This is a genomic window from Blautia sp. DFI.1.216, from assembly GCF_020594215.1.
GTDB classification, from domain to species: Bacteria; Bacillota; Clostridia; order Lachnospirales; family Lachnospiraceae; genus Blautia_A; species Blautia_A wexlerae.
Genome location: NZ_JAJDML010000005.1, coordinates 111,667 through 124,334, shown reverse-complemented (window position 1 = coordinate 124,334; position 12,668 = coordinate 111,667). Strand labels below are relative to the sequence as shown.

The window sequence follows — 12,668 nt, the reverse complement described above, 5'->3', positions numbered from 1 at the left end:
GACATATCCCCTACCATATGAAAGTTTGTTTTTATCTATATTAAATATATCTTTTTCCATATAAATATTATACCATATGTATCGGTTTATGTAAACATTTGTTCTGTTGTTTTGCAAAAAAATTTGCGCGTCTAACTCATCACTGGAAGTAACGAGAATGCGACGCGCAGTTATTCAATCTGATCAATCGATCTTTCCTGTAATACTCCTGTTATAATTTTCTTATAGTCTTCTTTTGAAATTTCTACTGACAGCTCATTTCTTCGTCTGTCATAAGTTTCCCCTGATTCATAAATAATTTTATAGCAATAATTAAAGTTCAAATCTTCCATGCCTCCAATCAAAAATAGCTTCATGCCATCAAAATTTTTAACTAAAATAATGATAGCATGAAACCATTTTAGCGTAAAGCAACATTCTCCATAAAGAATTCAATAATTTTTTCAGCCAATTTATTATGAAGACTATTGCCAAATTCATCAATGATCAGCATTCCGGCATTTTCTATTATCCTGAGCAGATGAGGCAGCAAATCGGCAAATACCTAGTTTCCCTGCGATTCGCCCTTGTTGCCATAGAGCAATTCCACTTCTTCGTTTCAGGATTAATCCTTAATAACTGACAACTTCTAATATTAATATATTTATGAAAGAATTCTTCCAACAATTCAAGCGATCTCCTTATTGATAAAATGCCCCAGTGATGTAAAGACCATGTCTGGGTTTTCTTTTGATAATTGTGATATTCTCGCCAATTTCGTTTCCATTAGTTCCCCTATCTCTGTGTATAGCTAATGTTTCCTCTTTGATATAGTTTCGCAGGCCAGAACTGCGAGGCACAGTTCTCTCTCGACTTCCCTCCAGTATTTATTTTTGTTCATACCTTCACCGGTACTGTTCGGGCCTCCGACTACCTGCATTTCGTTTGTCTTTTTTCTTTTGGTTGGCGGACATACTTTTCATTTACACACTCTGAAAAGAAAATGCAGGTCCTCTCCAGTTGACATATAGTCCCTGTCTGACATGAATAGTTTCAACAACACCGCAGAGGCATGCAAAATCTCACCATAACGATAAGTGCATATATTGTCTTCCACCCTGACCACGGTGTCGACCCTCTGATACTTTGGGATTTCGGTGCTCCATAGCTATCCCTGCTATCTTGCTGTCTACGCTTAGCCTTCACGTTACCGTAACAGACTCAAGACTCGCTTCAAATGCTGTGGTTAACAGCTTATTTGATGGGACCACCCACCGGACTATATACCCTTTGCTGAACGCACGGTCAGACCCTCAGTATACTCCTACTTAGTTTCTTTTGGGTATATACCGGTATGATCACACTATTTTTTTGTTATTTGGAATAAAGATTTTAAAATAGGCCATATAAAAGGTTCACTACTCATATATTCTACCAATATCAGAAGCGAAAGCAAAATACCACCCCAAATTATGAGATATATTCGCACAGATCTATCAATCGTTCGTTTCATTTCTGTTTTTATGTCATCATTCTGAAAACACTCTCTTATATCATCTTCTGTTAGTATTTCTCGGTAAGAATCTTTTAGCTTGTCATAACTACTATATACTTTTTGTAGTTCATATTTTGACTGTTGATAGCTAATAAAAAGATAACCAAAAGAGGCTATCAAAACAATTTCTGAAAGAATTGTGATGTCTTTTGTAAAAATATTGTCCAAAGGCTGATCAGATACGATGTTCGCAAGTATTACAGAAAACAGGAATCCCAAAATAGCCAAAAGATTTGTCTTGAACTTATCTAACATCTCCGTTGCATATTCTCCAGTTCTCGATACAATATCCGTAATAAATTCTGCAACTTTATTTTTTAATTCCAAATATTGAGTTACATTATCTCTCAAATAAAGATTGTAATTCGTTTGAATGGATGCCATTACTCCATCACTGATATTTAACAAAGATTCATATTTACAATGGAGACATATAATATTCCTAGCTATAATCACTTTATCAACAATACTGCCGCCTGAATAAATCCAATTGTAGATTTTATAAAGATTATTATTTCCCTGTATATTTTCAAGAGTATCATGATATTCCATTGAACGCTGCCCCATTATCTGAAGTTTCAGTTTACCATCCTGTATGAATGAGTTTGAAGCCAGTAAACAAGCAGACAAAATTGTTTCCATTTTCAGGAATAAGTCTTTGAGCGGGTTTCCTTCGTATCCAATTTCTATTTTAAAATCATCTGGAAGTAATTCATAATTGTCCTGATTATAAAAATATGCATTTTCTCTGCATTCCAGTAATCTGTTTGTTCTATCAAAGTCCAAATCCAGTGGTCTGCTTCCTGCCGTCAGAAAGAACATTGTTTTTGTATAAAACATATCTCTACTGTCAAATAATTCAAAGGTTATACTCCGACCAGCTTTTTTCATAAAATTCGAAAATGCTGTTAAAACTTTGTCTATTGGTAATGAACTAATATCTTCAGCAAATTTTTCAAAGCAGTATACAGATAAATATCCATTTACTATTTTTTTGTCTATTGTAAGGCTAACCTCAACTGTTTCATCACTTTCAAGACCTTTAAGAAATTCTGCATACTCTTCCTCTACATTTTCTTTTAAATCAAAGGATTCTCCCCCCTCTGAAACTAGATAAATTTTTATTTTGTCTCTATTAGAAATATCCCAAATCGTATTCATCCATTCTGAATATTGTACCGGAAGTTCTTTGCTGAAACTGAACTCTGCCTCATATGTATATCTCCGTTCTTCTTCCTTTCTCAGCTCTGTAATTTGATTTCGGATTCTTTCCAACATAAGAAACTACTCCTCTCTATTGTCTTCATTATTGCGTGCAAATGTCTGAAAAGTGCGGTCATCGCTTAACCTTATTTTAAGATATTTTTTTCCATACGCATCTTCATATGCACTGATATCATTTTCATTTCCTATATCTGAGATTTTTAACATAATTCCTGTATTTATTTTATAAGTTCTTATTGCTTTTTTCTTTATGGCGTCTGGTAGTGCCTGAAATTGTCTGTCAAATCCTTTTTCTTCTGGAAGTCTATTTAGTCTTTCATGTAATTCTCGTTTTTGCTCGCCTGTCATATCATTAGGCATATAACCCGTAAATATTTTTTCAATCATATTATCATAATCGAACATCTCCCGATTTGCATTGTTCATATATGCGTACATGGCATTTTGGATAACTCTATTATCATAAGGCGCTGTTTTCTTCAATTTTCTGTTTAAACACTTTTCAACAGAATCATATGTTTTGTACGTATTTACCCTGTCATTCTGACATTCCACCAACTCTAGGAAATCGAACCACCAATATTTTGCAACCGTATTCGAATATATTTTTGCCTGAAACTGATCTGCATTCAGATTATTCAAATCAAACATGCATGTTTTCCAGATTTTCTTTGTATCTTTTGAGAATCCAAATCTTTCACTGTAGTCCCTTTCATCAAAGAAACCTGTATGCTCAATTTTAGCAAGAATACACTTTCTGTTTCCATTATCCTCAAACAATGCAAAAATCAAACTTCCCTTCTGTACACTGATGTTCATATGCCCAATCCGAGCCTGAGCTTCCCGTTCATTTCTGACAAGTCTTTCTGCAATTGAATCTATCTTTTCTTCAATCGCATCTGGAGTTTCCAGATTTCCTGCAATCTCAAGAATTCCCGCAATAACTTCGGTTCTTGTTGACTGTGTATGATATTCCCTGATGGAAACATTGTTGCTCACATGAACAATCAATTGTTCAATATAATCTTTAAACTTTGGCATCATATTCACATTTCTTCTTTGAACACTGTTGTTTTCATAATCAATCACTCTGACTGCCTGTGCAATTATTTCCATCATAACTCTCCTTCATTTTATCTTTTGTTTATAAAACCTTTGTTGGAATTATCTATTTCACTCTAATTCTTTTCCATTCCAAGTAATCCAGATTCTGATAATACAAATATTTATAATTCAGAATCATTAGTCATGTTTATATCAAGTTCTCACAACATATCAATATCGTCACTGTAAATACATTTTCCACCTTTATCAATTTTGTATATCACCTCTTTTTCCCATACGGATTAATGTTACCTCTTCATGTTCTATATGTGAATATCCATCCACGTTTTTCTACGCTCTGTCTTCCATTATAACAATCTCCATATTAGACCGCAACAATTTTTCTATATTTGTATGTACTATTTCACATATATAAATAAATGCTTATTTAAGCTAATCCTTTCTTCCACCCCATTATCAAACCTATACACCATCCTCCTCCGATCAAACACCGGATTCGCATCATGTATAACACTATGATGATTCGGGCATACAATCATCTGGTTATTCGCATCATTATTCAAACTATTAACAAAATAATCAATGTGATGTGCCTCTGCGATATGTGAACCATATTTTTCTCCAATCACCTGCCCGCATATCTGGCATCGGTATCCGTACAACAGCTTCAAATTTTCTCCAATTTTTCTGTTCAGTTTACGAATCTTAACAATCTGTAACTTCTTTTCTATTCCACTGCTTTTATCTTCCATCTCATATTCTATTTCATTCTCCACAGTCCGCTCTCGCATTCCTTGAATTGCCTTTTTCATAACCTGAAAATCATCCTGTGCTATTGGCTCCAGAAGAAAAGTATCTTCATATTCTGTGGTATAAATAGCAAGATATTCCTTTAGTCCATCTGGCATTTTTATATAACTTCTGTCTTTTGGATCTCTGTTTTCACGAATCATCTTTATGTAACTCATGCTTTTGAAAAAGTATTGCTGAAGTGCCTGTGACAGCTCACCATTTCTTGGATATCTGATCTGATAGGCATCCTTCTTTCTCTTTTCTACTGAGTTATTCATATTAACGATTTTCGCATCATACGTTTTTCCATTCATAAAAAAATGAATGATTTTAGATTGTCCACGCTGTAAAAAATTCTCCATATTTCGGAGAAAAATCACCTGATTATCTAACGGCAATGTAAAGCCTTCCATCAATGTAGACCAGTCTATTTCTTTTTTATACACATAATTTTCTGATTCCATACGCATCTTCTCCATCACTATAAAAGTGCTTTTATCTGCTCTTTATACCGTCTCCGATAATAGTCCATCGCCCTATACTCAATAACATCCTTCATTTGTTCCGCCAGCACCGGCTCCTTCACAATTTCTTCCATTTCATCCCTCAATGCCAACGCCGCGCCATCCTTTTTCACAAAGAATTCTTCCCCAGATTTTAACAGAAAGCGTACCGGCATTTTCATTATCTTTTGGATATGGTTCTTATCCGAAATCTTGCGATATTCCTCATATGTAATCTCTTTCTCCAAATCCTTCCAGTTTGTTCCTGTAGAGAAGAATTTTTTCCAGCTTGCCAGAAGTTCCACCTCTGACACTTCCATTCTCACATTCCCATGGTTATAAAAAGCCATCAGTACCGGCATTTTATACACCTTGCTCATGTTGGTGTTTTCCAGCAGATTTATAAAATCTTTTCCCATTCCCTGGCTGAATTTTTTCTGCTCATCTGTGAGTTCATCCAATTCTTCCAGATAATTCAAATACTTTTTAAACGGATTCTCATTCGAATGTGTGACCGCCATCTGATACACATCATCATCCATATAAGTAAACAAATCCATTCTGGTTGGTTGTTTGCCAAGCAATTCTTTGATCCGGAAATACTCGTTTCTGATTTGTTCTTTGATTGTCAGTTGTTTCTTGTCCATTTCTGCAAACAGATCAATCAATCTCATATCAAAATCAACGAAGCATTCATCTGGATAATCTGCCTTATCTGCCGGATAATATGTTTCTTTTCCTGTTTTATTTTTCCCTATCAGCAAATACCTGACTCTTCCCGCTTTTTCATAATTGCCGATAAAGTCCAGAACATTGAGATATTCTTTTCCCTTACTTCTGCGCAATCCCCTTCCAAGCTGCTGCAGAAAGACAACCGGAGATTCTGTCGGACGCAGGAACATTACCATATCGACTGATGGAATATCTACACCTTCGTTGAACATATCCACTGAAAAGATAACTTTGATTTCTCCATTTTTCAGTTTCTCAATCGCTTCTGCTCTGTCCATGGAAAACTCTCCATCTGCATTACTATAAACTGCTGCCGACGGAATTCCTCTTTTACCGAATTCTTTTGCCATTTCTTCTGCATGTTTTCTGGAACAGCAGAATCCTAATGCCTGACTAGAGCCATATTTGCAGTAATATTTGTAAATCAACTCATGCCTGTAAGCATTCCCGATATAAGTTCTGTTCAGTTCTTCTTCTGCATATTTTCCCTTAACTATATGTAGCTTTGTGTAGTCAGTCTCATCATAAATTCCATAGTAATGAAACGGAACCAGCATTCCCTTATTGATTCCATCTTTCAGTGAAATCTCATACGGCACATTATAATCGCAGATTTCATATATATTTTTGCCGTCCATTCTCTCAGGCGTTGCCGTCAGTCCAAGGAGAAACTGCGGTCTGAAATATTCTACAATTCTTCGATATTGGTCATTGACTGCATGATGAAATTCATCAATCACCACGTAATTGAAGTAATCTGGAGCGAAATATTTTTCATTTAAATATTCCGGTTTTCCAAGGCTTGCTACCGAGGCAAATATAAGCGGTTTATCTGTGCACTTCTCAGCTCCCATAAAAAATCCATAGTCTTTGGAATTCCTTACATTCTGAAAAGAAACTGCTGCCTGTTTCAGAATCTCTTCCCTATGTGCAACAAACAACACTTTCTCATATTTTTTTGAATCAAAAGCAGCCAGAAATGTTTTCCCGATGCCCGTTGCAGCCTGAATGAGTGCTTTCTGTGCTCCTTCTGCTCTTGTATCTTCCAATGCGCACAATGCCTCGATCTGTGCTCCTCTTGGTTCATATAAAGGTTTTATTTTCGTATCATTTGTTTCCGACTCCGTAAAGTCATATCTGTCAAGGTCTTTTGCCACCGCCGGACGATGCCAGTTCTGGGAGTAACGTTTTAATTCTTTATCATCAATGATAATGGAATGATTCACAAATAAATCTTCAAATGTACGAAAGAACTCTTTGTAGTTTTCCGGGTCCTTCTGACTGCTGAACCGATAATTCCATTCTATTCCTGAGGTCAGCGCACTCCTGGAAATATTGGAAGAGCCGATGTAAAGTTCACTGTAATCTGTATAATGGAAAATGTAAGACTTGGGATGAAAAGACCGTCCTTTTTCACAATAAAATCTAAGATCAACTCTGTCACCAAGTTTTCTTTTGATCAGATATAGTGCTGATGGCTGTGTAATTCCAAGGTAGTTTCCTGTCAGGATTCGGATTTTGGCTCCACGTTTTAAAGTATGTTCCAGTTCTTTCAGCAACATTCTCACTCCGGATTCCATAAGAAAAGAGACAATGATATCAACGCTTTCTGCTTTTTTCATGCTCTGTATCAGCTGATAATATAGCTGTCTTCTTTTATCCGGTCCGCCGGTCATTGCATCTGTGGAATATTCGTTTTCATACCCGATGTTTACTTTTTCTGCAGAAGTAAATTCAGCCATTTTTCCTCACCTCTTCCCGGTCGGACATCTCCTGTGATCCAATGTTCTTCTATTTTAAGGCCATGCATGTCATGTATGAAATCTTTAAATGTATATGTCGTAAAATCGGTAAAATATCTTCCGTTTCGTTCACCTTCAAATTCTCCGTATTTAAAAGAGGTATAAATCCATCCTTTCGATTTCAATGCTGCATACATATTTTTCAAAACTTCACGCAGTTGTTTTTTCGGCAAATGGAGAATAGATGCACAAGCCCATATGCCATCATATTTTTCTTTTTCATCCAATTCCTGAAACAACATCTGCCTGACTTTAATTTCCGTATATTCACTTGCAATCCGACACAATTGTTCTGAACCATCAACTGCATCTACCTGATATCCACGACTCAGAAAGTACTTTGTATCTCTACCTGCACCGCAGCCAAAGTCAAGAATATACGCATCTGGGTTAAGTTTCTCCAGAAATTTATCTTGCACTTTTGTAAACTTTACCGAAACAGTCCCAGAGGCAAAAGACTGCGCATTTTCGTTGTAATATTTTAATGTTTTATCTATATCTGCCATATATTCACTCACCAAATGCCATCCAGCACTGATTTCACTCCTGTTTTATCTGCAAAATACCTGTTTTGTTTCTTATGCCTTAATTTTTCTGATAAATCTAACTTCTTTGTGACATATTATACATTTTTTTGACATAAACAGCAACAATTTTCGTCAGACATTTTTTGTTATATTCACTTATCTATAATACGCAAAAACTGTTGCATATTTCTTTTTTGATATCTTTTCTCTTTCATCAACTTCCATATAAGTAAAAAAGAAAGCCAGACTGCACATAGGTTTCTTCCCCTACATACAGTCTGGTTCTCTGATTCCATCATTCATTTCTGGTAATAAGTCAATAAATCAGACATTCCATTACTCTTCCGCATCCATCTCCGACTTAATCTCATCCTCGCAGTCTGCCATTGCCTGCAGTGTCATAGTGAGCAGCTTCTGCAGTTCCCAGCCGAGTTGTTCGGCTCCTCGCTCGATGACTTCTCTGGAGCATCCTGCTGCGAAGCCTTTGCTTTTATATTTCTTCTTGAGGGATTTGAGTTCCATGTCTTTTGTGCTTTTGGATGGTCTCATAAGTGCTGCTGCCCAGATAAGTCCTGTAAGTTCGTCCGCCGCAAAGAGTACTTTTTCCATTTCGTGTTCCGGTGCTACATCAATGGTTGCGCCACATCCTACTGTGATGCCGTAGCCGTGGGATACAACTGAATGGATTACGTCTTCGCCTACGCCTGCTTTGCGGAGCATTTCCGGAGCTTTCAGGCAGTGTTCTTCCGGATATAACTCAAAGTCAATGTCATGGAGGAGTCCTACAATTCCCCAGTATTCTGCATCTTCGCCATAGCCAAGTTCACTGGCATACCATTTCATTACTGCTTCTACAGTCAGGGCATGCTGAATATGGAAGGGATCCTTGTTGTATTTCTTTAATAATGCGAATGCCTCATCTCGTGTAATTGTTTTCATTATTTTGTCACTCCTCATATCTGAATTGTCAAGCGGATAAAATATCTGCTTTGCTACTTGCTCATAACTGAATAACTGCTCCGCAGTTTATCTGTCAATCTGGATCTGACATGCTTCCATTGCTTTCAGTGCATTCTCATGGCTTTCCGGTGTTACGCCTGCGCAACATTTAGCGTCTACGATGATCGGAACTTCCGGGAGAGATGCTTTTGCCAGAAGTGCATTGGAAATAACACAGATGTCTGTGCATAAACCTACAAATGTGATACTTTTGATTTCATTATCCTCATTCATTGCCACCAGTTCTCCTGCAAGATCTGTGGAACCAAAGGTTTCTTTATCAATGGGTTCTGTTTTTCTGAGTGCATCTAATTCGCTTCTGATCTGCCAGCCTTCAGTGTCACGGATACAGTGCGGTACAGGAAGCTTCTGTCCTTCCTGGGTGTCAAGATAGTAAGTCTCATGGGTGTCTCTGGTAAAAAGAACAACTCCATCAAAATTTTCGATTTTCTCTTTTACACCAGGTACAATGGCAACTGCCTCTTTTGTTCCAAGAGCTCCGTCGATGAAGTCATTCTGCATGTCTACAACTACTAATACCTTCTGCATATTTCCTTCCCTTTCGTTCTTTCTGCACATTTTTTCAGATAATGCTATAAAATCTCTGGAAACGTATGCTGTTATTATTTGTTATTACTATACAACGACAAAGTGTTTTTGTACAGGCAAAAGTGCCTGTTTTACTATAGCAATTCCATAAAATATCAATCATCTATTTTTCAGTATATTTTTCAAATCTGTACTTCTGTTTAATATCCGGATATTTGTCTCTGTCCACTTCACTCATAAACATATCATAGGGTCTGGCGCAGATTTTGAAAGGTGCGTAGAGAGCCTGGTAGATCATCAGTTTTTCACCGTTTTCTGTGTGATGGGCTACTGCAAGGACTTTATAGAGATATTCGGAAGTATCCGGGGATACCCATTCTCTTTTGAAATGCTGTACAATGTCGCCTGCATGAATATCGTGTTCCGGTGTTTCCAAAGTGTTTTCATTTTCCGCACTGTCAGGTTCTTCCGGTTCTGTGTTGAGTTCCATATATTCTTCTTTATCAAGGGAAACCGGGATTCCGGAACGGCCATTGATGTGGACGCCGCCATACCAGGTACCTGTGACCTCACAAATATCACCTACTTCGTATTCCATGCTGCAGTCATTATTTTTCTTTATGATTCTGATCTTTGCCATTTTATCATCTCCTAGCATATAGTTCTTATTTCATGCAACCAGAAAAACACTCTAACACGTTAGATTATATTCTCCAGCAAGTTCTTCATTTAAAACAACCACCTCAACACCCCATATTTTTCTGACCTTAAGCAATCTGGCTCTTAATTCTGCCAATGGCCCGGCTAGCCACGTAATATCTTCTGCGTTTTTTACAACCAGAATAAATTTTAATTTTACATCTTTCATATTGCTTACCGATCGAAGATTGTCTCCTATCTCTGACGTATCCTGATATCTGTTCATAATTGCCGCCAGATATATCTGCAAAGATGATATAAACTTCTCAGTTATTGAACCATAATATTCTTCGAATTTCAGTTCTTTTTCCTTCGATTCATATCTATTCGCCACATTTGGACAACTTTTCTTTGCTTCCAGAAACACTATATTATTTCCATTATATTTCAGGATAAACTCCACTGTTGGGATTCCATCTCCAAGTTTTTTATAAATTTCAGATGTCTCAATATGAAATAAATCTTTTTCATCATATTTTCCAAAATTCATTCCTGATTCTGGTATAACGCTCACTTTAATGCCACCCCGATTTCTTCTCGATACAACTGACGGAATGTATCCATAATTGCATTATGTTCCAACAATTCAAATTCCGGTGCTATCTCACATAATACTTTGTTGTTTTCATTTTTATATAAGGAAATGTACTGCAGTTTACTGTCCTGTCTCCGCTTTACTTCAATATATTTAGATAAAAAATAGTCATGTGTAGAAACAAAAATCTGTACACCTTCTGTCTCCAGCATGATCAACAATTCAGCCAGCACCGGAATATATTTCGGATTGATATTTGCTTCTGGCTCGTCCCAAAACAAAACGGATCCCTTCTCCAGTGTCCCGTTTTTTATCAACTGCCATAAAAGAGCAATTTTACGTAATCCTTCTGCTACCAAATTAAATTCTAACTTTGCCTGTGTACCAGGTTTTAAATAAAAACGATCCTCATGCAATGTTACTTTCCCATTACTGATTTTCTGTAAAATATCCAGATATTTTTTCCTTACAGTTGAATCCACTCCTCTGGAAATATCAATTTTGGCAGCCGCAATAATATCCAGATACGTATCATCAAATTCCACATTTCCCATTTTTACTGCAGCATCCAGATTCCAGGCATTTGATAAAATCTCTTTTGCCGGAATAAATACGCTTGTGAGATCAGACATCTGCTTTTCCCATTTCTCTTCTGAATTAATCTCTGCATCCCATTTTCGTGTCTTGGTTGAAAATGTCATTCCTATTTTGGCAGTATCAGATTCCACAGAAACCATGGCTTTATTGCTTCCACTCTTTCCTCTGTTTACCAGACGTCCAATTCCAGACTGATCAGGACGAAATAACATTGTTGTTTTCTGCGAAAAAGACACATCATGTTTAGAAGCCTGACATGCTGCATAGGCTAATTTCATAATATGAGTCTTTCCCACACCATTTTCACCAACTAATACATTTAATCCTTCACAAAAAGGAATCTTTATATCTTCAAATACTGTAAAATTCTCTGCTGCAATCTTTGTTAATGGCATTTCCATCACCTCAATATTTCCATTTTTATAAATCAGTTCATTATATCTGTCGCACGACAATATAATATAAAGTAACTTCTATAATAATTTTATATTATAACACATATAAATATGTCAAACAGCTATTTTCTTCGATATAATATTGTAAAATCTGAAAGCTTGTAAAAGGCTATAACTATCACTTCCAGCTCTTCCAGATCTCCGGCTGATATCCTACTGTCGCCTGTTTTCCGTTTCTTACCACAGGGACTTTGATGATGCTCTGGTTTTCGAGAATTTTCTCTGCCTTGTCTTCCTCTGCGATATAAGTGATCAATGCCAGCAGGTCTTTATCCTTGCAGTCAGTATCTATCAGTTTATCATAACCGCCAATTGCCTGGCAGACAGATTGGAATTCTCCTTTACTTAAGCCTTTTTCTTTCATATCTATAAACTGATATTTAATTCCCCGTTCTTTGAAATAGCGTTCTGCTTTCTTGCTGTCAAAGTTTTTCTTTGTTCCGAATATTTGTATATTCATAGTCTAATGCTTTCTCCCATTTTTTTAAGAATTATTGTTCCTGCTATATTTTCTCTTTTCCTGCCTGTTCATTTTAAATTTCCATCCATTTCACATTTTTTTCAAATTCTCACCACATATTTCTCACATTTTCCGGTTATATTATTACCTGTACAGAGCAAAGAGTAATTGCAAATAAAACTTTTTCTTTTTCAT

General features: G+C 36.5%; 12 protein-coding genes. All 12 read right to left on the bottom strand.

Annotation, left to right across the window (positions count from 1 at the left end; translation table 11 throughout):
• Window positions 1-170 precede the first annotated feature (170 nt).
• Window positions 171-323, bottom strand: coding sequence for a hypothetical protein (locus LJE11_RS03600; protein ID WP_155513398.1), 153 nt, complete (start codon window positions 321-323; stop codon window positions 171-173).
• A 1,019-nt stretch (window positions 324-1,342) separates the two neighbouring features.
• Complete coding sequence (locus tag LJE11_RS03595; protein ID WP_008703989.1) at window positions 1,343-2,812, bottom strand: hypothetical protein; 1,470 nt, start codon at window positions 2,810-2,812, stop codon at window positions 1,343-1,345.
• A 6-nt stretch (window positions 2,813-2,818) separates the two neighbouring features.
• Window positions 2,819-3,874 (bottom strand): nucleoid-associated protein, encoded by a 1,056-nt coding sequence (locus LJE11_RS03590; RefSeq protein WP_227295534.1) that lies wholly within the window; start codon window positions 3,872-3,874, stop codon window positions 2,819-2,821.
• 347 nt (window positions 3,875-4,221) lie between these two features.
• Window positions 4,222-5,079: an HNH endonuclease signature motif containing protein gene (locus tag LJE11_RS03585; protein WP_008703993.1), complete on the bottom strand. Its 858-nt coding sequence runs from the start codon at window positions 5,077-5,079 to the stop codon at window positions 4,222-4,224.
• A gap of 17 nt (window positions 5,080-5,096) precedes the next feature.
• Window positions 5,097-7,592: a DEAD/DEAH box helicase family protein gene (locus LJE11_RS03580; RefSeq protein ID WP_008703994.1), complete on the bottom strand. Its 2,496-nt coding sequence runs from the start codon at window positions 7,590-7,592 to the stop codon at window positions 5,097-5,099.
• A complete protein-coding gene (locus tag LJE11_RS03575; RefSeq protein ID WP_008703995.1) occupies window positions 7,562-8,158 on the bottom strand; it encodes a class I SAM-dependent methyltransferase in 597 nt (198 codons plus the stop codon). Before LJE11_RS03575 ends, LJE11_RS03580 begins: the two co-directional genes overlap by 31 nt.
• Window positions 8,159-8,515: 357 nt before the next feature.
• Window positions 8,516-9,118, bottom strand: coding sequence for an HDIG domain-containing metalloprotein (locus LJE11_RS03570; protein ID WP_008703996.1), 603 nt, complete (start codon window positions 9,116-9,118; stop codon window positions 8,516-8,518).
• Window positions 9,119-9,205: 87 nt separating this feature from the next.
• Complete coding sequence (locus LJE11_RS03565; protein WP_008703997.1) at window positions 9,206-9,727, bottom strand: cysteine hydrolase family protein; 522 nt, start codon at window positions 9,725-9,727, stop codon at window positions 9,206-9,208.
• A gap of 163 nt (window positions 9,728-9,890) precedes the next feature.
• On the bottom strand, window positions 9,891-10,367 hold the full coding sequence (locus LJE11_RS03560) for a DUF1653 domain-containing protein (protein ID WP_008703998.1): 477 nt from the start codon (window positions 10,365-10,367) through the stop codon (window positions 9,891-9,893).
• Window positions 10,368-10,418: 51 nt separating this feature from the next.
• Entirely contained in the window at window positions 10,419-10,940 is a 522-nt protein-coding gene (locus LJE11_RS03555) for a hypothetical protein (protein ID WP_008703999.1), read from the bottom strand.
• The gene (locus LJE11_RS03550) at window positions 10,937-11,953 is read right to left on the bottom strand and encodes an AAA family ATPase (protein ID WP_020994060.1); all 1,017 of its coding nucleotides are present in this window, start codon (window positions 11,951-11,953) and stop codon (window positions 10,937-10,939) included. Before LJE11_RS03550 ends, LJE11_RS03555 begins: the two co-directional genes overlap by 4 nt.
• Window positions 11,954-12,131: 178 nt before the next feature.
• Window positions 12,132-12,473 carry an arsenate reductase family protein gene (locus LJE11_RS03545; RefSeq protein ID WP_008704002.1) on the bottom strand — a complete coding sequence of 114 codons (342 nt, stop codon included), beginning with the start codon at window positions 12,471-12,473 and terminating at the stop codon, window positions 12,132-12,134.
• Window positions 12,474-12,668 lie beyond the last annotated feature (195 nt).

Excerpts from the sequence above, each read along its gene's own strand:
- LJE11_RS03595 (WP_008703989.1), bottom strand. The coding sequence starts at position 2,812 with ATGTTGGAAAGAATCCGAAATCAAATTACAGAGCTGAGAAAGGAAGAA.
- LJE11_RS03590 (WP_227295534.1), bottom strand. The coding sequence starts at position 3,874 with ATGGAAATAATTGCACAGGCAGTCAGAGTGATTGATTATGAAAACAAC.
- LJE11_RS03585 (WP_008703993.1), bottom strand. The coding sequence starts at position 5,079 with ATGGAATCAGAAAATTATGTGTATAAAAAAGAAATAGACTGGTCTACA.
- LJE11_RS03580 (WP_008703994.1), bottom strand. The coding sequence starts at position 7,592 with ATGGCTGAATTTACTTCTGCAGAAAAAGTAAACATCGGGTATGAAAAC.
- LJE11_RS03575 (WP_008703995.1), bottom strand. The coding sequence starts at position 8,158 with ATGGCAGATATAGATAAAACATTAAAATATTACAACGAAAATGCGCAG.
- LJE11_RS03570 (WP_008703996.1), bottom strand. The coding sequence starts at position 9,118 with ATGAAAACAATTACACGAGATGAGGCATTCGCATTATTAAAGAAATAC.
- LJE11_RS03565 (WP_008703997.1), bottom strand. The coding sequence starts at position 9,727 with ATGCAGAAGGTATTAGTAGTTGTAGACATGCAGAATGACTTCATCGAC.
- LJE11_RS03560 (WP_008703998.1), bottom strand. The coding sequence starts at position 10,367 with ATGGCAAAGATCAGAATCATAAAGAAAAATAATGACTGCAGCATGGAA.
- LJE11_RS03550 (WP_020994060.1), bottom strand. The coding sequence starts at position 11,953 with ATGCCATTAACAAAGATTGCAGCAGAGAATTTTACAGTATTTGAAGAT.
- LJE11_RS03545 (WP_008704002.1), bottom strand. The coding sequence starts at position 12,473 with ATGAATATACAAATATTCGGAACAAAGAAAAACTTTGACAGCAAGAAA.